Annotated in this window: 19 protein-coding genes and 1 tRNA gene; 16 read left to right on the forward strand and 4 right to left on the reverse strand. The window is 62.9% G+C overall.

Annotated features, from left to right (window positions below):
• Positions 1 to 2 precede the first annotated feature (2 nt).
• Genes Thiowin_RS19595 through Thiowin_RS19610 form a run of 4 tightly spaced genes read left to right on the forward strand, consistent with a single transcriptional unit; the run spans position 3 to position 3,626 of the window.
• Complete coding sequence (locus Thiowin_RS19595) at positions 3 to 326, forward strand: hypothetical protein (protein ID WP_328984643.1); 324 nt, start codon at positions 3 to 5, stop codon at positions 324 to 326.
• 50 nt (positions 327 to 376) lie between these two features.
• Positions 377 to 775, forward strand: coding sequence for a PIN domain-containing protein (locus tag Thiowin_RS19600; protein ID WP_408034235.1), 399 nt, complete (start codon positions 377 to 379; stop codon positions 773 to 775).
• The gene (locus Thiowin_RS19605; RefSeq protein WP_328984644.1) at positions 772 to 1,854 is read left to right on the forward strand and encodes a DUF499 domain-containing protein; all 1,083 of its coding nucleotides are present in this window, start codon (positions 772 to 774) and stop codon (positions 1,852 to 1,854) included. Before Thiowin_RS19600 ends, Thiowin_RS19605 begins: the two co-directional genes overlap by 4 nt.
• The gene (locus Thiowin_RS19610) at positions 1,788 to 3,626 is read left to right on the forward strand and encodes a hypothetical protein (RefSeq protein WP_328984645.1); all 1,839 of its coding nucleotides are present in this window, start codon (positions 1,788 to 1,790) and stop codon (positions 3,624 to 3,626) included. Before Thiowin_RS19605 ends, Thiowin_RS19610 begins: the two co-directional genes overlap by 67 nt.
• A gap of 50 nt (positions 3,627 to 3,676) precedes the next feature.
• Here the strand turns inward: Thiowin_RS19610 and Thiowin_RS19615 are convergent, their stop codons facing one another.
• The gene (locus Thiowin_RS19615) at positions 3,677 to 4,630 is read right to left on the reverse strand and encodes an IS1595 family transposase (RefSeq protein ID WP_328984646.1); all 954 of its coding nucleotides are present in this window, start codon (positions 4,628 to 4,630) and stop codon (positions 3,677 to 3,679) included.
• Positions 4,631 to 5,307: 677 nt separating this feature from the next.
• On the opposite strand from Thiowin_RS19615, the gene Thiowin_RS25460 reads away from it, so the two are divergent.
• A complete protein-coding gene (locus Thiowin_RS25460) occupies positions 5,308 to 5,445 on the forward strand; it encodes a type I restriction enzyme subunit R domain-containing protein (RefSeq protein ID WP_408034107.1) in 138 nt (45 codons plus the stop codon).
• 14 nt (positions 5,446 to 5,459) lie between these two features.
• Here Thiowin_RS25460 and Thiowin_RS19625 read toward each other — a convergent pair whose 3' ends face one another.
• On the reverse strand, positions 5,460 to 5,684 hold the full coding sequence (locus Thiowin_RS19625; protein ID WP_328984649.1) for a hypothetical protein: 225 nt from the start codon (positions 5,682 to 5,684) through the stop codon (positions 5,460 to 5,462).
• Positions 5,685 to 5,727: 43 nt separating this feature from the next.
• Between Thiowin_RS19625 and Thiowin_RS19630 the strand changes: the two genes are divergently transcribed.
• The 8 genes from Thiowin_RS19630 (at position 5,728) to Thiowin_RS19665 (ending at position 14,709) form a co-directional block, all read left to right on the forward strand.
• A complete protein-coding gene (locus Thiowin_RS19630) occupies positions 5,728 to 5,844 on the forward strand; it encodes a type I restriction endonuclease subunit R, EcoR124 family (RefSeq protein ID WP_328984650.1) in 117 nt (38 codons plus the stop codon).
• Between the two features lie 265 nt (positions 5,845 to 6,109).
• On the forward strand, positions 6,110 to 7,669 hold the full coding sequence (locus Thiowin_RS19635; protein WP_328984651.1) for an ATP-binding protein: 1,560 nt from the start codon (positions 6,110 to 6,112) through the stop codon (positions 7,667 to 7,669).
• Positions 7,670 to 7,671: 2 nt separating this feature from the next.
• Positions 7,672 to 9,078: a sigma-54-dependent transcriptional regulator gene (locus Thiowin_RS19640; RefSeq protein ID WP_328988131.1), complete on the forward strand. Its 1,407-nt coding sequence runs from the start codon at positions 7,672 to 7,674 to the stop codon at positions 9,076 to 9,078.
• A 178-nt stretch (positions 9,079 to 9,256) separates the two neighbouring features.
• Entirely contained in the window at positions 9,257 to 9,694 is a 438-nt protein-coding gene (locus tag Thiowin_RS19645; RefSeq protein ID WP_328984652.1) for a DUF4168 domain-containing protein, read from the forward strand.
• Positions 9,695 to 9,875: 181 nt separating this feature from the next.
• Positions 9,876 to 10,703, forward strand: a complete 828-nt coding sequence (locus Thiowin_RS19650) for a BON domain-containing protein (RefSeq protein ID WP_328984653.1) — start codon at positions 9,876 to 9,878, stop codon at positions 10,701 to 10,703.
• 397 nt (positions 10,704 to 11,100) lie between these two features.
• Positions 11,101 to 12,636: an NAD(P)H-hydrate dehydratase gene (locus Thiowin_RS19655; protein ID WP_328984654.1), complete on the forward strand. Its 1,536-nt coding sequence runs from the start codon at positions 11,101 to 11,103 to the stop codon at positions 12,634 to 12,636.
• Positions 12,633 to 13,172, forward strand: a complete 540-nt coding sequence (gene tsaE / locus Thiowin_RS19660) for a tRNA (adenosine(37)-N6)-threonylcarbamoyltransferase complex ATPase subunit type 1 TsaE (protein ID WP_408034108.1) — start codon at positions 12,633 to 12,635, stop codon at positions 13,170 to 13,172. The genes Thiowin_RS19655 and tsaE overlap by 4 nt, the downstream gene beginning before the upstream one ends.
• A 175-nt stretch (positions 13,173 to 13,347) precedes the next feature.
• Positions 13,348 to 14,709, forward strand: coding sequence for an N-acetylmuramoyl-L-alanine amidase (locus Thiowin_RS19665; RefSeq protein WP_328984655.1), 1,362 nt, complete (start codon positions 13,348 to 13,350; stop codon positions 14,707 to 14,709).
• 73 nt (positions 14,710 to 14,782) lie between these two features.
• On the opposite strand, the gene Thiowin_RS19670 is transcribed toward Thiowin_RS19665, so the two are convergent.
• Positions 14,783 to 14,859: transfer RNA gene (locus tag Thiowin_RS19670), tRNA-Met, on the reverse strand.
• A gap of 118 nt (positions 14,860 to 14,977) precedes the next feature.
• Complete coding sequence (locus Thiowin_RS19675; protein ID WP_328984656.1) at positions 14,978 to 15,172, reverse strand: hypothetical protein; 195 nt, start codon at positions 15,170 to 15,172, stop codon at positions 14,978 to 14,980.
• A 288-nt stretch (positions 15,173 to 15,460) separates the two neighbouring features.
• Here Thiowin_RS19675 and Thiowin_RS19680 point away from each other — a divergent pair, with 288 nt between their 5' ends.
• Genes Thiowin_RS19680 through Thiowin_RS19690 form a run of 3 tightly spaced genes read left to right on the forward strand, consistent with a single transcriptional unit; the run spans position 15,461 to position 19,262 of the window.
• On the forward strand, positions 15,461 to 18,022 hold the full coding sequence (locus Thiowin_RS19680) for a methyl-accepting chemotaxis protein (RefSeq protein ID WP_328984657.1): 2,562 nt from the start codon (positions 15,461 to 15,463) through the stop codon (positions 18,020 to 18,022).
• 7 nt (positions 18,023 to 18,029) lie between these two features.
• Entirely contained in the window at positions 18,030 to 18,527 is a 498-nt protein-coding gene (locus Thiowin_RS19685) for a CidA/LrgA family protein (RefSeq protein WP_328984658.1), read from the forward strand.
• A gap of 3 nt (positions 18,528 to 18,530) precedes the next feature.
• Positions 18,531 to 19,262, forward strand: a complete 732-nt coding sequence (locus Thiowin_RS19690; RefSeq protein ID WP_328984659.1) for an LrgB family protein — start codon at positions 18,531 to 18,533, stop codon at positions 19,260 to 19,262.
• Positions 19,263 to 19,296 lie beyond the last annotated feature (34 nt).

Raw genomic sequence — 19,296 nt, forward strand, 5'->3', positions numbered from 1 at the left:
CCATGCACATCGAAACCGAACTTGATGATCCGTATGCCGAGCGCTTGCTGGCGTGGCAGCGGCATGATCCGCGCCCACTGCCCGAGCTGGTGGCTGATCTCCTCAAGCAGGCGCTGGCGGAACGGGAAACACCCGCGCACATAGGGCCAGCATCAAGTCCGCCACCCTCGGGTCAGGGGACGCGCTTCGACCAGGGGGCCTGGCTTGATGTCGTGCGTCCTTATATCAAGGCCGGCCAAAGCCATGATATGGCGGAGATTCGCGCGGCAATCGCGCGCGGTTGGCAGGCTGAGCGCTGCGTCGAGCACGGGCAGGATCATTCGTGATCAGCGCTGATGCATTGGCTTTGGATACCTCGGTGGTGCTGCGTTTGCTGGTGCAGGAGCCCAAGCCACTTTACCAATGCGCGTCAATCTTCCTTGAAGAGCGATGTGCCGCTGGAGCCAGCGTGCTGGTGAGCGATCTTGTCTTGGCCGAAGCTTATTTTGCTTTGCAATCCTTCTATCGGATGAGCAAGCAGGATGCCTTGCGGACGCTGGCTGCTTTCATCGCCACCCCTGGTATCCAGGTGACTCCTGGCGCCAAAACCGCCTTGCAACTGCCGAATCTCGCCTCCGCCAATCCTGGATTCGTGGATCGGTTGATCCATGGCGAGGCGCACGCGCAAGGGCGCCGACTGATCTCGTTCGAGAAGGCGGCACGTAAGCTCGACCAAGTCATTGTCTTGAAACCGTCCTCCGGAAGCAGACATCATTTAGGCCTGGCGTCATCATGAAACCCTGGAGAGAACTCGTCATCCCCCACCGTGATGTGCTGGAGGGAACCTTTCAGCAGGCGGAATTCGCCGCCGACATCACTGCCGTGCATCAGGGCCGCGCCAATCGCGAATATCAAGACGCCAGCGCTTTCTATGCCCGCACCTTCATCACCGAGGGCATGGCCATTCTGCTGATGCAGGTGGTCACCCGCCTGATCGGGCGTGGCGGCGAGCCGGTGATTCAACTGCAAACGGCCTTCGGCGGGGGCAAAACCCACTCCATGCTGGCGGTCTACCATCTGGCCGGGCGTCGCTGCCCGCTGTCGGACCTCAGCGGCATTCCCGGCCTGCTTGACCGCGCCGGGGTGGTGGATCTGCCCCAAGCCCAAGTGGCAGTGATCGATGGCACCGCCCATGCGCCCGGTCAGCCGTGGCCGCGCGGTTCCCAGAATATTCACACCCTATGGGGCGAACTGGCCTGGCAGCTCGGCGGCGCCGAAGGCTACGCCCGCCTGGCCGAGGCCGACGCCAGCGGCACCTCGCCGGGCAAGGAGGTGCTGCGCGAGCTGATCGCTGCCGCCGCGCCCTGCGTGATCCTGATCGACGAGTTGGTCGCCTATCTGCGCCAATTCCCCGAGGGCACACGCCTAAGCGGCGGCACCTACGATAGCAATCTGTCCTTCGTGCAGGCGCTGACCGAAGCAGTCAAGGGCGTGCCGACAGCGGTGGTGCTGGCCTCCCTGCCCGAGTCCGAGATCGAGGCCGGCAGCCAGCGCGGCGCGGCGGCCTTGCGCGCGCTCGAGCATGTCTTCGGTCGCGTGCAGGCGCTGTGGAAGCCGGTCGCCACCGACGAGGCCTTCGAGATCGTGCGCCGGCGGCTGTTCGAGCCGGTGCGCGATGAAGCCCCCGCGCGGCGGTCTGTCGCGCCTTCGCCGAGGCCTATGTCGCCGAGGGCGCGCGCCTGCCCGGCGAGACCCAGGAGCATCGCTACCTGGAGCGCCTGCTGCAAGCCTATCCCATCCACCCGGAAGTGTTCGACCGCCTGTTTCAGGACTGGACCACCATCGACGGCTTTCAGCGCACCCGTGGGGTGCTGAAGCTGATGGCCAAGGTGATCTATCGGCTGTGGAGCGAGGACACCCGCGACCTGATGATCCTGCCCGGCAGCCTGCCACTCGATGACCCGCACAGCCGCAACGAGCTGACCTACTACCTGCCGCCCGGCTGGGATGCGGTGATCGAGACCGACATCGACGGCGAACGCGCAGCCGCCACCCGCATCGAGCACAACGAGCCGCGCTTTGGCCAGTTCGGCGCGGCTCGGCTCATCGCCCGCACCCTGTTCTTGGGCAGCGCCCCGGCCTCGGTGGCGCAGAAGGATGCCACCCGTGGGCTGGATCGCGCGCGTCTGCTGCTCGGCTGCCTGCAACCAGGGCAAGCCGCGTCGATTTACAGTGATGCCCTCGGGCGCGTCATCGACCAGGCGCGCTACCTGCGCACCACCGGCGACCCGGCTGCCGCCGAGACCCGCTATTGGTTCGACACCCGCGCGAACTTGCGCCGGGAGATGGAAGACCGCAAACGGCGCTTTGATGACAACACCGAGGTGCGCGAGACCCTGGCCGGCACCCTGAAAACGCTGCTGGCCCAGCCGGCGCCCTTCGACGGGCTGCACATTTTCACCCCGCATGCCGATGTGCCCGACGACAGCGCCCTGCGCCTGGTAGTGCTCGGCCCCGAGCACTGGACCGCGCGCGATGAGGGCCGCCCGGCGCGCGAGGCGGTGCGCACCTATCTAAAACAGCATGGCGACAAGCCGCGCTATAGGGCCAATCGACTGCTGTTCCTCGCCCCCGATCACGGCCCGCTCAGCCGGCTGAAAGAAGCCGCGCGCACTGTGCTGGCCTGGGGTTCCATCGTCGCCGACATCAAGGAAGGCCGGCTCAACATCGACCTGCTGCAACAGCGCGAAGCCGAAACCGCGCTGAAAAGCGCCCAGGATGTCCTGCCGAGCACCGCGCGCGAATGCTACAAATGGCTACTCGGCCCGCTGCAGGAAAACCCCACCGCCCCCGAGCCCGAGATCGAGGCCTTTCCGGTCCCGACCAGCAGCGCCGCCATCGGCAAGGAGATCGCGCGCATCTGCCAGGAAAACGAGCTAATCATCGAAACCTGGTCACCCATCCATCTGCGCGATGACCTGAAACGCCTGTACTGGCGCGCTGGCGACACCAGCACCCGCGCCGGCCAGTTCTTTGAAGACAGCCTGCGCTACTTCTACCTGCCGCGCCTGAAAAACCACGCCGTCTTCGCCCAGGCCATCACCGCCGGTGCAAGCAGCAAGGATTTCTTTGGTTTTGCCTATGGCGTGAAAGCCGATGGGGGCTTCGAGGGCTTCTGCTTCGGCCACTGCGACCCAGTCATCGATGACAGCCTGCTGCTGATCGAGCCTGGTGCAGCCGCCGCCTATGCCGCGACCTTGCAGCAACCCGGCTTGCCGCTCCCACCGGGTGGCGACACCGGCCGGCCCGGCGGCAGAGACGAGCCAGGCATTCGCGACGATCCTAACAACCCGGCCGGCGGTGTCACCATCCCCGTCACACCAACGCCAGGCGACCCAGCGCCAACCAAGCCGGTTGCCCCCCGGCATTTCCATGGCTCCGCCGACATCCCCGCCGCCAGCGCCAAAATGCACCTGGTGCAGCTCGCCGAGGAAGTGATCAGCCAACTCTGCACCGACCCCAACGCCAGCGTCCGCGTGGTGCTGGAGATCTCAGCTGAGTTCCCCGATGGTGCCGGCGAGGCGACCAAACGGGCGGTGTCTGAGAACGCAAAGACCTTGGGGATGAAGATGGTGGAGTGGGAGTGATGATTGAGTACTTCGTTCCAAACCACCCGAAAAGGTAAGAACAAACCTGATTAGTGAAATGCCTCAGCACCCCGAAGCCACTGCTCTGATCGTGCTCCGATTGTGGCCGCGGCGATGAGCAGGCGGTTGTGAATAGTGTCGAGATGGAAACGGCGATTAAAACGATAAGCGAAGGTGCCAAGATAACGGGCACCGTACTTGGCAAAATCAAAGGCGTGATAGGCACCGCCAAAGCTGGTCTTGAGATTACCCAGAATGGTGTTGATCCAATTGAATTCCGGTAGATCCTTGGGCTTGAGGCCGCCAACCACAATGGCATGGTGCAGACAGCCGGCATCGGTGACGCCATGAAAACAGGCCAACCCATCGGATGTCACCAGGCAGCCAGGGGTCAAATCGCTCGCCGCCCAGTTGGCAATGGCCTTGCGGGTAAACCCGGGCACCGGGGTCATTTTCGCGAAGAGCGGATGCCCCTCTGGGGTCAGCGAGACCGCCGCGACGAACGGCACTTTGTTCTCCGAGCCGCGTCCGGCCTTGCCACCCGTCAGCTCTCCGCCAAGGTAGACATCATCGACCTGAACAGCGCCATCAAGGGAATAGGCGCTGTCGCGTTCGCTCCGTGCCTGCATGAGCTTGTGCTGGATCAACCAGGCAGTCCGATAACTGACACCGAGTTTGCGCTTCAGGGCCAAGGAGGAAAGTCCGGTCTTGGCCTGGCTGATCAAATAGATCGCCAGGAACCAAACCGTCAGCGCCAAATGGGTGCTTTGAAACAGGGTGCCTGCGATCAGCGAGGTTTGCTTCCGACAAGCCTGGCATTGAAAGAGCTTGTGGGTGCCGCCTTGGAGAACATAAGCGTGCGCATGGCCGCACTCAGGACACCGGAACCCTTCGGGCCAACGGGCCTGCTCCAGGGCGCACTCGCACTGCGCTTCAGTGCCGAATTTCGCGAGAAAGGCCGGTAATGACAGCCCGGGTTGGAATTGAACGCGATTGATCGGCATGCGACTGGTCCTGACGTGAGGAGAGGTAACTCAGTGTGCGACTTTTTTCAGGCTGGCGTCGGGAAACTCGCTTAGCTGAGGAAGCTCACTAATCAGGTCTGGGATTGGGCTTCGCGCTCGGTGGAGAAGAAGGTCGCGCGTCGGACGAAGTCTTCGGACTTTGCCCATCAACTCAAACGCCACGATCTGCGGGAGAGCATTCCCTAAGAGGTTCAGGCCGCGACAGGGCGACTTTTGGGAAAGAATGACGTGTCCGCACGCGCCAATGTCAGGATATCTTGCCGAGCAGCATAAACCCAGCAATTCCAAATTCAGGTGTTTCATCTAGTGTAGATAAACGGGCCAAAAATCGGGCGCTAGATAACGATATTTGGAATTGCTGGCAGCGGATTGCATTTGTCGCTAAACTTTAATAACTGTACTCAGTCTTGAATTTAGGGTTTACAGGTTTTCCCCTAACCTCCAGCGGGTGAACGGTGGAGCAGATGACAGACTCTCTGTTGCTCCGCGCAAACCGCGTTGTTGCAGGTCTTGCGCTCCGAGATTAACGAACGCAAAGCATCAATGGGGTCGGGGTCGTTTTCATTTTCATACACGGAATCTACCCAAGGCAATTGCCCAATGAGTGACTAAAGCCGAAGCCGATTTCACTTCCGCCCAACCGGCTCGGCCCGGAGTTGATCGCCCTCAAGCCGCCAACAGAGCAACCACGACCAGACCGCCACAAAATCGACCTGACCATCGTCGTCGATATACTCCTGACCGGCTTCGACTCCAAATACCTCAACACCCTCTATGTCGATCAGAACCTCTAGCAGCACGGCCTGATTCAAGCCTTCTCCAGCACCAACCGGGTGCTATACCAACATCTTGATCCCAAGGGCAGATTCTCGACTTCCGCGCCCAGGAGAAAGCCGTCAATGAAGCCATCGCGCGGCTCGAAGGCGAAGACACCCGCCGCTCGCGCGAAATCTGGCTGGTCGAACCCGCCCCCAAGGTCATCGAACAGCTCGACGCGGCCGTCACGCAGCTCGAGACCTTCATGGAAAGCCACGGCCTGCGCTACACCCCCTCAGAGCTCGCCAACCTTAAGGGCGATGTCGCGCGCCGAGTTCATCAAGCGCTACAAGGAGGTGCAGAAGCTCAAGAACCAGCTTGAGCAATACGCCGATCTCAGCGACGACCAGCGCGCCGAGATTATCCAATGTCAATAATCTTGTCCGGTCAGCGTCAATTATTTTGCCCGGTTAGTGACGCTGTTCTTTCAGTGGCGGTACCCCCTCAATAATAGGGTGATCGTGGACACTCATTGTCAAACAGGTCAGGTTCGTATTGATTTCCAGCGAAAAGGACTTTAATGAGAATCTGACCCCTATTCTCTAACATCTTGTTTATCATGCTGTTGATACTCTTCTTCGTAGGTACCGGGCGTTATCTGGGTCTGGATATCTGAATGGCGCGCTGCTGTCGAACCGGGACATGAAACCGATCCAATCGCTCAGAAACGCGGTGCTGATTTTCGTCCTGCTACCCCTGCTGGGGTTGCTGGTCGGGCTTGGCCTGCTCGGCCTGCGTGAGCTGGAGCAGCAGATGCATCGGCGCTTGCAGGACGACATCGAGTTGATCGCCCGCTCCATCCGCCTGCCCATTGCCGCCGCCATGGTGCGCGGCGACACGGCGGCGGTGCAGGAGGCGCTGGATTCGGTGTTCCAGATCGACCAGGTGTTCGGGGCCTATGTGTATGACCGCGCGGGCGAGCAGGTCGCCACTAGCGGGCCGCGCAGTCCGCTGCTCGAACGCCGCCGCGATGCGCGCGCGCTGACGGCGGAAGGCACTCAGGGCAGCGTGGACGAGCGCCGTGGGCGCGCGGTGTTTTCCTTCTATCTGCCGCTGTCCGATGCTGCCGGTGGCGCGGTCGGTCTGCTGCAAGTCACGCGCGATCTCAGCGGTTTTCAGGCCTATCTGACGCGGCTGCGCTGGATCGGCGGGACCGGCCTGGTGCTGGTGGCCACGCTGTTCGTGGTCATCGTGCTGGTCGGGCACCACCGCGCCGTGGGGCGCCATGTGCGCGCGCTGACCGCCGCCATGGCCCCGATCGGTACCGGCCAGAGTGGCCTGCGGGTGCCGCGCCAGGGGCCAACCGAAATCAAGCAGCTTGGGGTTGGCATTAACGCCATGATCGCGCGTTGGGAGGCCTCCGAGCGACATCTGCGCGACCAGCGCGAACGCGAGGCGCGGCTGGAGCGCGAGTTGCGCCAGTCCGAGAAGCTCGCCGCCGTGGGTCGTTTGGCGGCCGGTTTGGCGCATGAGCTGGGCACGCCGCTCGGCAGTGTCGCCGGGCGTGCGCAGCGCGCCTTGCGCGGATTGCCGGAGGCGGCGCCGGCGCGCGCTGAACTCATCGCGCAGCGAGAGGAACTCGAGCGCATCTCCCGCATTGTGCGCGAGCTGCTGGATTTCGCCCGCCGCAATCCGCTGCAACGGCGCACCCTGGTACTGGGTTCACTGATGGAGGGCGTGGTGGCGCGCTCCACCCAGGCGGCCCGACGGCAGGCGGTCAGCGTCGCAGTGCGGCTGCCGCTGGCGCTGGCCGCGCAGCGCCTAGTGGCCGATCCCTTGCGCCTGGAGCAGGCACTGGGCAATCTGCTCGATAATGCCCTGGACGCGGCCCGTTCCCGGGTGCTCATCCGCGCCGAGGTAGCCAATGCGTGGCTGCGGCTGTGGGTCAGTGACGATGGGCCGGGGATTGCGGAATCGGCGCGCGAGCGCTTGTTCGAGCCCTTTTTCACCACCAAGGCGGTCGGGCGAGGGACCGGCCTTGGACTGGCGGTGGCGCGCGCGGCCATCGCCGAGCATGATGGCAGCCTGTCCCTGGATGTCGAATCCGAGGTCGATCCGGATGGCGACCCAGATCACGACGTCCTGGGCGGAGCCTGCTTTCGGGTTGAATTACCAGCGGCGGTCCTGGCTGATCGATGCGGGCAGGCCGGGCAGGATGAATCTAGCAAAGGCGACCCAGGGGGCGGCGCCTCTTGGGGGTAATGATGACAACCGCGGATACCAACACCGATACCGACACCCGAGAAAAGCACCAAGCCGCCCGAGTCCTGGTGGTCGAGGATGATCCGGGCTATCGGCAACTGCTGATCGAGGAGCTGGCGGATGCCGGCTATCGCACCCTGGGGGTGGCCGATGCCGAGGCCGCGCGCGCCGCGCTGGAAGCTGACACCTTCGACCTGGTGCTGTGCGATCTGCGCCTGCCCGGCGCCGATGGGCTGGCGGTGTTGCGGGCCAGCCGCGCCTGTCGCCCCCAACCGGGATTCATCATGGTGACCGGCTTTGGCACCATCGATCAGGCGGTCGCCGCGCTCAAGGCCGGGGCGGATGATTTTCTCACCAAACCCCTGGATCTCGAGCATCTGCGCCTGGCGCTGGCGCGGGTGCTGGAGACACGCCAGTTGCAGGTGGAAGTGGCGCGCTACCGCGAACTGCTGGCGGCGACCGACTTCCACGGCATGCTCGGCAAGAGTCCGGCAATGATCAAGCTGTTCGAGCTGATCCGGCGCATCGCCCCCTCCGACAGCAGCGTGCTCATCACCGGCGAGTCCGGCACCGGCAAGGACCTGGTCGCGCGCGCGCTGCACGCCGAGAGCCCGCGCCGTGACCGGCCTTTCGTGGCGCTGAACTGCGCCGGCATTCCCGAGACGCTGCTCGAATCCGAGTTGCTCGGCCATGCCGCCGGCGCCTTCAGCGGCGCGCGCGCGGCCCGCCGTGGTCTGTTTCTGGAGGCCGATGGCGGCACCCTGTTTCTCGATGAGATCGCCGAGATGCCTCCGGCCATGCAGACCAAGCTGCTGCGCCTGCTGCAAGATGGTCAGGTGCGACCGGTCGGCGCCAACCAGGAGATCCCCGCCGATGTGCGCATCCTCGCCGCCACCCACCAGGATCCGAGCGCGCGCATCGCCGCCGGCGAACTGCGCCAGGATCTGTTCTATCGGCTCGAGACCTTTCGCCTGCATGTGCCACCGCTACGCGAGCGCGGCGAGGACATCGCCCATCTATTGCGGCATTTTCTCGGTTTGCACGCTAGCGCCGGCGCCGCGCCCGTGTTCGCGCCCGAGGCCTGGCGCGCGCTCCTGACCTATGCCTATCCAGGCAATGTGCGTGAGCTGGCCAGCCTGGTCGAGCGGGTGGTCACCCTGGCCGCGGGCGCGCGCATCACGCTTGAGGATCTGCCCGAGCGGGTGCGCGCGGCCGCGCCGGCACCGGATCAGCCGAAAACCGGGAGCAGCGATGATGACTGGCCGACGCTGGCCGAGGTGGAAGCCGGTCACATCCGCGCGGTACTCGACTGGACCGGCGGCAACAAACAGCGTGCCGCGCGCATCCTCGGTATTGGGCGCAAGACGCTGTATCGGAAGCTGGGCGAGGCGACTTCGGATGACCCGTAGCAGAATGCGCCATGTAGCGAATTGACCCACCTTTAGCCCCTGCGGGTTGCGCCGAGGTGGTTGTGAATTATATCCTATGTAATTAAAATAAAAGCAAAAAATATCCTTTCGCGGATGTTTGGCACGGTCTCTGATTATTGCAGGGTGCCATTCACCAAACTGACCCAAAGGAGGTCTTATGATGACTTTAAGCAACACCCACGCACTGACCAAAACCGCCCTGCTTGCCGCCGGCCTGCTGACCGCGGGTCTAGTGCAAGCGCAATCCATGGGCGGCGGCGCCGCGTCTGGCGGCCAACCGTCCGGCGGACAGCCCCAGGGCAGCTATTCGTCTCAAAGCATGGAGCAAGTCGAGGTCGACGACGCGACCCTGGAGACCTTTGCCGAGGCCTTTCAGGAGGTGCAGCAGCTTAATCAGGAGCTGACCGAGGAGATGTCCAGCGCCAAATCCACCGAGGCGGCCCAGAGCATGCAGCGCGAGACACAGGAAGCCATGGTCAAGGCGGTCGAAGACAGCGGCATTTCCATCGCCGACTACAACGACATTGCCTCTGGCATGCGTTATGACCCGGTGCTGGCCGAACGGGTGAAGGAAGCCGTCAACGAAATGCGTTAATCGCGCCAATCGCCAATGATAGCACTGGTCGCGGCGCGGCGTCGCGCCGTGATCAGCTCAATTCCTGTTGCCAAGAAAGCCCGGATCGCTGACTGAACCTAGATCACCAATTGAACCCAGGTTGCCAGTCACGCGATCCTTGCTCCCGAGGCCCTTCCATGATGCTTTTCGTGAGCTGTTTATGATTCTCTCAAGTGTTCATCGACGCCGGCATTTGCTCATACAGACGCTGGCCGGCGTTGTCCTCCTAGCTTTGCTCGTCGCCACCGCCACAAGCGCCGAAGCACCCGATGTCCGCGCCGCTCAGGCACAAATGCTGATGCGGATTAACCCTTTGCTCGACGGGTATGAGATTCGCGTCATCCCTTTCCCCAACAAATGGCGGCTGGAAGGCGCCGTGGCCAACGCCATCGAGGCCGACCTGGCACGCGAGCTGGCGGAATTGATGGCCAAGGATGACACCAAGATTGTCGATGCGCTCGACCGGGACGCCGCCATACCGGAAGACTCTGGCACACTGATTGATGACGTCAGTGATCGCACCACGGCAGCGCGGCTGCGCCAGCGCTTGCGCTGGCAAACCCGCAATAGCCCGCTGGATGTCAGCGTCGAGGTTGACAAAGGCATGGCGCGCCTGCACGGACAGGTCGGTGCCGCCTCCACCAAGGATCGGCTGGCGGCCATGGCCGTCAGCACTCTGGGCGTCGATGAGGTCTTCAACTATATTAGCGTCGACCCGGCACTCATCCCCAAGGAACGCGAAGCCCAAAGGCGCGCCGAGGCCGAGAAGGTCGAGGATGCCTGGATACAAGCCCGTCTACACCTTCTGATGACATCGGACACCCGAGTGAACGCACGCGCCATCGACATGGCGGTTGAAAATGGCCAAGTCATCCTGAGCGGTTCCGTCACCTCAGTGGCCGAGCGAAATGTCGCCGAAAGCCTGGCCAAGTACATGCCGGGCGTGCAGGAGTTGGACTCACATCTGGTCATTGAGCGTCAGCTTTGAGTTCCCTCCGAAAAGCCATTCCACCGTGAAGCCCCCAAAACCCTCGGCTCTCGGTCGGACGGTCCGGGGACTTTATCGGAGAGGACTCAAGTTTGCATAACAGGATTATCGGTATTGAAAAGCCCGCTGACCACGATTTTTGTGTTCAATGTTTGCGTGTTTAAGCTAGTACTGTCCAGGCTTTGCAGTCTTGGTTGTTGGGATCATACTGAGGTCAACCCAATTTTGACCAGTAAAGAGGTGAATCCATGGCAACCTCTGGACAAGAGTGTCGAGTCAGTTCCCTGGAAGACGCGCCTAAATATTTGGCCTGTCAGTCCGTACCTGCTCAAGAGTCACATAACCTGACGCAGGCCAGGAATCCGCCAGGGCTGCGGCACTGGCCAAGGCAAGCATCATGGCGCGCTTGATGCCCTGCACCGACCGTCTGCCCTACGCGCTCTATCGGGCTGGACAGGTACGCATGCTCGATGCCTGCGCCATCGAGCGCTTCGGCATCCCCGGCGAAACCCTGATGGAACGCGCCGGCACTGCCCTGTGGCGGCTGATCCAAGACCGCTGGCCCCAAGCTGGGCGTCTGACCATCCTGGCCGGCCCAGGGAACAACGGCGGTGATGGCTATGTGGTGGCACGCCTGGCGCACAGAGCCGGGCGCCAGGTGCGCTTGGTACGGCTTGGCGATCACAGCCGGCTGAGCGGCGCGGCGGCAACGGCGGCGGCTGCTTATGCCGAGGCTGGCGGCCGGGTCGCGACCTGGCCCGCATGGCCAGATGCCAGCGATCTGATCCTGGATGCACTGCTGGGCACTGGGCTAACGCGCGCGGTGACAGGCGACATGGCCGCCGCGATCAGGCGCGTCAATCAAAGCCGCGCGCCCGTTCTGGCGGTGGACATTCCCTCGGGTCTCAGCGCTGACACGGGCCAGATCCTGGGTGATGCCATCCACGCCACCCTGACCCTGAGCTTTATTGGGTTGAAACAGGGCCTGTTCACCGGCGATGGGCCTGATTGTGTGGGTGATGTTCGCTTCGACGCGCTTGAGGTTCCGGCGGCGGTCTACGCCAGCACGGTCGCCGCCGCGCGCCGCACCGATTGGCCCAAGGAGGCGTCACGCATTCCACCCCGGCCGCGCAGCGCGCACAAAGGCCACTGTGGTCATGTGCTGGTCGTCGGCGGCGCCCCCGGCATGAGTGGCGCCGCGCGCCTGTGCGGCGAGGCCGCGCTGCGCACCGGCGCCGGTCTTGTCCGGGTGGCGACCCATCCCGAGCATGCCGCGCTGCTTAACCTGACCCGCCCGGAGCTGATGGTCGCGGCGATCTCCACGCCTGATCAGCTCGCCCCCCTGCTTGAGCAGGCGACGGTCGTCGCGCTCGGGCCGGGCCTGGGGCGCGATCCCTGGGGACGGGCACTGTTTGAGCATGTGCTGCAAGCCGAGCAAAGCGGGCCGCGTCCGCTGGTGCTGGATGCCGATGCGCTCAATCTGCTTGCCGAGCAACCCGGGCGGCGTGACAACTGGATACTGACGCCTCACCCAGGCGAGGCCGCGCGCCTGCTTGCCTGCACGACAGCCGACATCGCCCAGGACCGATTCGCGGCCGCTACTCAATTGCAGCAAGGCTATGGCGGCACAGTGGTCTTAAAAGGCGCGGGCACCCTGATCACCAGCTCCGGACAACCAGGGCCAGCGCTGTGCAGCCAGGGCAATCCCGGCATGGCCAGCGGCGGCATGGGCGATGCACTCACGGGTATCATCGGCGCCCTGCTGGCCCAGGGGCTCGATCTGGAACAGGCCGCCAGTGCCGGTGTCTGTCTGCATGCGGCGGCGGCGGACTGGGCCGCGCGCAAGGGGGAACGCGGCCTGCTAGCGTCCGATCTCATCGCCGCCCTGCGCCGACAATGGCGGCGGCAGAAGACTGGGGAGTCAAGGCGATGACAGAGATTTCCATCCCGGATGAGTCAGCCATGCTGCGCCTGGGTCAAGGCTTGGCGCCGCTGTTGTCGCCCTGGCTGGGGACGGGGCTGGGGAAGGGGCTGGAAAAGGCCATGCCGGCACCCAAGGGGGCGCTGGTGTTTCTGCACGGCGAGCTCGGAGCCGGCAAAACCACCCTGGTGCGTGGTTTGCTGCGCGCCTATGGTGTTGAGGGCGCGGTGCGCAGCCCGACCTATACCTTGATCGAGCCCTACGAAATCAGGATCGAATCAACGCCCAGGCGCATTTTTCATCTCGACCTCTATCGCTTGGCCGACCCCGAGGAGCTTGACTATCTTGGCTGGCAGGAGCTGCTCGGCGACGGCGGCCTGTTGTTGATCGAATGGCCCGAGCGCGGAGCCGGAGTGCTGCCACCACCGGATTTCAGCCTTCGCATCGCATCGCGGCCGCCGGGGCGCTCGGTGAGTTTTCGCGGTCGCGGCGATTGGCGGCAGGTCGCAGGCGAGGCGACGCGGGTGCTGGCGCCGACCAATGTCTAGGCGCACGCCATCTTCTGGGCATGCGATGCGTGCGCAAGACTTTATACTGCTTAGAGAAAACACTGGCAAATATCAGAAAAAATAGACAATTTTGCTATCACTTGCTATGCTTTGAGACATTAACGTCTAACATCTTGTGACCTTTGAAGTCCGAGGCTTCCCGCGGGGGGGCACGATGGAAACTATCCGTCTCATCGCCGTCTTGCTCATCACTCTGCTGACCTTGACCTCAAGCGCCCTCGCTGGGGTCGAGATTCTGGGTGCGCGTCTATCCAGCCAGGAAGAGATGACCCGTTTAGTGTTCGATACCTCCGGACCGGTGGTCGAGCACAATATCTTCTCGCTCGACTCTCCGGATCGTCTGGTGCTCGACCTGGCGGGCACTGGCCTTGGTGGCGAGTTGCGCCAGCCTGACGCGGGCAATCCACTGCTGACTCGCATCCGCAGCGGCGAGCGTGCCGGCAAGAGCACCAGAATTGTTCTCGACCTCAAGCGCAAGGTGCGGGTCAAAAGCTTCTGTCTGCAACCAGACGGACGTTATGGGCATCGATTGGTGGTCGATCTCACCCCCAAGCCACAGCAAGAAGCCCGCCAGGAGGCGTTGTCAGCGGCCGCGCGTGATCTATCCGGGCATCCCTCGGTGCAGCAGCGCTCATTTAAAGCGCGCGATGTGGTGATCGCCATCGATGCGGGTCACGGAGGCAAGGATCCTGGTGCCATTGGCGTCCTCGGTACTCGGGAGAAGGACGTGACCCTTTCCATTGCGCGGAAGCTCGCCCATCTGGTGGATCAGCAGGCCGGGATGCGCGCGGCCCTGATCCGCGACAGCGACCGCTTTGTGATTTTGCGTGATCGCATTCGCATTGCCCGCAAGCATCGTGCGGATCTGTTCGTTTCCATTCATGCGGATGCCTTTCATGATCGAAAGGTACGCGGCTCTTCGGTCTTTACTTTGTCCGAGCTTGGCGCGAGTAGTGAGGCCGCGCAATGGCTGGCCGCGCGTGAGAACGAAGTCGATCTGCTCGCCGGCATCGACCTTGGCAAGAGCAATGAAGAAGTCGCCGGCGTGCTGATGAACATGACTCAAAACATGACCATGGAGCATAGTTTGCTGGCGGCCAAGCCGGTGTTGGAGGAACTGGGGCAACTCGGCAAAATGCATCAAAGTCGCATTCAGTCCGCCGGCTTTGCGGTCCTGAAAGCGCCGGATATTCCATCCATGCTGGTGGAAACAGCTTTTATTTCCAATCCCCAGGAAGAAAAGCGCCTGCGCGATCCGGCCTTTCAGCAGCGGGTCGCGGAAGCCATTTTGAACGGTGTCAAGCGCTACTTCGCGGCCAATCCACTGCCGCAAACACTGTTTGCGATGCAAAACAGCAGCGGTGCCCGCTCCGTCCGACATGTGATCGAGCATGGCGATACTCTGCTCGATATCGCCCGCGATTATCAGGTCAGCCTGCCATCGCTGCGTTCGCTCAACCAGCTTCGCGATGACCGCATCCGCGTCGGCCAAGTGTTGCGCATTCCTGAAAGTTGAGCACCGGTTAACGGACGCAAAGACCAGGCACAAAAAAGCCGCTCTGAAGCGGCTGATTGTGCGATGTAATTTCTGGTGGCTACGGCTAGATTCGAACTAGCGACATCGGCATTATGAGTGCCGCGCTCTAACCAACTGAGCTACGTAGCCAAATTGACGCGATAGAATGCCATGTTCAGCCCATCCGGTCAAGCACCAATGTGATGGTTGACTGGGTGTGGCTGGCCTTGCCAGACAACAGCTGTTTCATCTTCTGATGAAGACGGGGCTATGAACCTTGACTGGTGGTGCCCGAGGGGTTGGCGCAGCGCACTGCCAGAAAGAGCCGCGACAGGGCAATGGGTAGTCCGGGCTTGACCTGCTGCAGTGCGGTTGGCTCCTGCGTCCAGGTGCCGGCCTCAAGATCGAAGCCGACAAGTTCCGCCAGGTTGGTGACATAATCTTCCAGGTCGTCGATGTTCATACAGCTCCTCATGATGGATGGGACCGGCACTAATTTGGGTTGGTAATGCCGGGCCTGCGGGGATGGTACCGATCATATTCGCATCAATCGGGCGTGCGGGTCAGCCGTTGGCTATTATCGCGAATCCCGGCCTTCCGGTCATGGCAATTTGTGCGATGCTCATTGATCCAGAGCGTTTGGGTTTTGTTGACGATTTTTTGTCAACTGTTGTAGCCTCCGGGCGCAAAAACTGGGGCTCAGATGCCTGATCCCGAACAACCAACCTGAGTTAAAGAGACGAGAGTACCCATGTTGAATCGCCATTCCATCGGATTTCGCATCGCTTTCTGGTCCGGCGTTGCCATGGTGATTCTGGGCCTGGTCATCACTGGCTACGCGGTCATGCGCATGCAGCAGATGGCCGACGTCCAGCGCGAATCCGGCCTGCGGGCGGCGCGCGATCTAGCGCGCAATGTCGCGAGCAGCGAGGCCGCGAGCATCAAGGCGGCGCTGGAGGTGCCACTCAATGCCGCGCGCACCCTGGCCCAGGCCTTCGTCTCCGCCGCGCGTCCGGATGACGAAAAGCTTACCGCCGCCGATTGGGAGCGCCTGCGCAAGCGCTTCCGCCGGATGGAAATGGCCGCCGATCTGGCCGAATCGCTGATCGCGCCCTATCTCGCCGCCGAGCGCGATGGCAGCATGACGCGTGAGCAGGCACAGGCCGAGGCGCTGCGGGTGATCGGTACCCTGCGCTATGACAATGGCAATTATCTCTGGGTGCAGGACAGAACCAAGCCAATTCCGCGCATGCTGATGCATCCCATCGCCACCGAGCTGGATGGGCAAATTCTCGACAGCCCCAAATACGAAAATGCCATGGGCCGCGACCAGAATCTGTTCGTCGCGCTTGAACAGCAGGTCGCCGACGAAGGCGAGGGCTATGTGCATTATCGCTGGCCGCTGCCCGGCAGCAGCGAGCCCAAGCCCAAGCTCTCCTACGGGCGGCGGATTGCGGATTGGGACTGGATCATCGGCTCCGGACTCTGGGCTGATCGCGTCGCTTTCTACTCGCGCGATGACATCAACCAAATCCTCAAGGCCGTGCTGCAGGAGAACCCGGATTTCGTCAGCGTCTATACCGCCTGGGAGCCGGATGCCTTCGACCGCCAGGATGCCAAACAGGCCAACACCCCAGGCACGGATGCCAGTGGGCGCTTCATTTCGAACTGGACCCGTGATGCCGAGGGCGCCCTGGTACTCGAGGCCCTGGCCGATCATGAGCAGCCGGGCGCTGGCGACTATTATCAGCTTCCGAAGAGCAGCGGGCGCGAGGCCATTATCAACCCGCGCCTCGCCGAGGTGCGTGGGCGCAAGCTGATGACCACCTCCCTGGTTGCACCGGTGATGTTTGACGGCCTGTTTCGCGGCATCGCCGGCATTGACTACCCCCTCGCTGACTTGCAGGCCCAGGTCGAGCGTGTCGCGCAAGGATTGTTTGATGGCGAGTCGAGTGTGGCGGTGATCGCGAACGATGGCACCCTGATCGCGAGCAGCGCACATCCTGAGTTCGTTGGTCGCAATGTCGCCGAGCTGCACGATGAAGGCGACAAGGTGCGCCAGGCCATTGAGCGTGGTGAGAGCATGCAGGTGCAATCCGTCTCTGCCGCCGGCAATGAGGAAATCTTCACCCTGGCGCCCATTGATTTTGGCCACACCGGTATGCCATGGGCGGTGCAGATCAAGGTGCCGGTGGCCAAGGCGCTGACCCTGGCCGAGGCGGCGGCGGCCCAGACCAGAAAATCGGCGACCTTTATGGTGCTGGTGTCCGTCATCGCCGTTCTCATCGCGATGATGGGCATGTCCTGGCTGGCACGGACCATTGTGCGTCGGGTGCGCGCGGCGACCGAGACCATGCGCGAGATTGCCGATGGCGAGGGTGACCTGACCCAAAATCTGCCCGAGACCGGACGCGATGAACTGGCGGATTTGGCCACGGCTTTCAACCGTTTCCAGCGTCGTGTTCGCGATTTGGTGGCCGAGGCGATGACCGCCAGCGAGCGGGTAGCCGCCGCGGCCGAGCAGCTGACCGCAACCAGCGGCGCCACCAGCGACCAGATCGGGCGCCAGCAGTCGGAATCCGATCAGGTCGCCACGGCCATGAACGAAATGACCGCCACGGTCGCCGAGGTGGCCCGGAATGCCGCCGATGCCGCCGAGGCGGCACGCGCGGCGGATCAGGAAACCCAGCAGGGCCAGAGTGTCATGAGTGAGGCCGCCAAACTCATCCAGACCACCGCCGAGCAGATTCAAACCACGGCCGCGGCAGTCGGGCGCTTGTCGCAGGATGCCGAGAACATCGGTCAGGTTTTGGATGTGATTCGCGGCATTGCCGATCAGACCAACCTGCTCGCGCTCAATGCCGCCATCGAGGCGGCGCGCGCCGGCGATCAGGGACGCGGCTTCGCGGTGGTGGCCGGCGAGGTGCGCACCCTGGCCAGTCGTACCCAGGACTCCACCACAGAGATCCAGACCATGATTGAGCGCCTGCAGGACGGCAGCAGCCAGGCCGTCCGCGCCATGGAGCAGGCGAGTACGCGGGTGGACAAGAATGCCGAGATGGCCGAGAGTGCGCGTCAAGCACTGACCAGTATCGCCGAGGCAGTGACCCGCATCCGCGATATGAACATGCAGATCGCCAGTGCCACCGAGGAACAAAGTGCCGTGGCCGAGGAAGTGGACCGTAATCTGGTCAATGGCGCCCAGGCCATGGAACAGATCGCCAACGGCTCCAGCCAGATCAACAATGCCGCGGTCGAACTGGCGCAGCTCGCGGCCGATCAGCTGCAGCGTGTCGGGCGGTTTAAGGTGTGATCCGCGCATGATGCTGAATCATCACCTGGGCAAGGATCCGGGTGAGAACCAGGGCAAGAACCAAGGCGACGCGAGGATCCGTCGCGCTACCAAGGACCCTGGGCAGCAAGAACAAGGGCAGATCGGGCGCGTGATTCCCATGCCGCTCGGATTCATCGCCCTGCTGTTGCTATGTCAACTCATTGGCGAGGTCCTGGTGCTCTTGCTCGCCCTGCCAGTGCCTGGTCCGGTTCTCGGCATGCTGTTGCTCTTTGTCGGGCTGGTGTTGCGTGGCGGGGTGCCCGCGGGACTGGGACAGGTGGCCGATGGGCTGCTCGCGCACCTCTCCTTGCTCTTTGTGCCTGCTGGCGTGGGCGTTATGCTCCATCTGGCGATGCTGCGCGCGGAATGGCTGGCCGTCACCCTGGCGCTTGTCCTTAGCACGGTGCTCACCCTGGTGACGACTGGCCTGCTGATGTCCGCCTTGATCCGGTGGCGCGAGGGCCCTCGAGAGGAGGGCTCCTGATCCATGCCACCAGCAAACGCCCTCGATACCCTCTGGGTCTATCTCGCAACCAGCCCGTTGCTGCATCTGACGCTGACCCTGCTGGCCTATCTGGCGGCGGATTGGCTGTTTCGGCGCAGTGGACGCAAGGCGCTGCTCAACCCGGTGTTGCTGTCCATTCTCATGCTGGTGACACTCTTGATGGCGACTGGCACCCAATACCCGACCTATTTCGAAGGGGCGCAATTCATTCATTTTCTGCTCGGACCGGCCACCGTGGCTCTGGCCGTGCCGCTCTACCGGCACCTGGATCTGATCCGACGGCTGTGGCTCCCGATTCTGATCGCCATTGCCGCTGGCGCCTTGGTCGCGGCGGGCAGCGCCATGCTCATCGCCAACTGGCTGGGTGCTTCGCGACAAACACTGATGTCCCTGGCGCCCAAATCGGTCACCACGCCCGTGGCCATGGGTATTGCCGAGAAGACCGGCGGGCTGCCATCCCTGACCGCCGTGCTGGTGGTCTTGACCGGGGTGCTGGGCGCCGTGATTGGCCCGGCCGTTCTGGCGCTTGTTCGCGTGCGTGATGATCGCGCGCGCGGTCTGGCCCTGGGGCTGAGTTCGCACGGCATCGGCACCGCGCGGGCGCTGCAAATCAGCGCTCTGGCCGGGGCCTTCGCGGCGCTGGCCATGGGGCTGATGGCCCTGACCTCTAGCTTTATTCTGCCCTTTGTATTGCGATTAGTGTACAATAACTGAACTAAATGTGTTTGAATGTGCTCAAGCTGCCGCC

Origin of the sequence: Thiorhodovibrio winogradskyi (genome assembly GCF_036208045.1) — a bacterium.
GTDB classification, from domain to species: domain Bacteria; phylum Pseudomonadota; class Gammaproteobacteria; order Chromatiales; family Chromatiaceae; genus Thiorhodovibrio; species Thiorhodovibrio winogradskyi.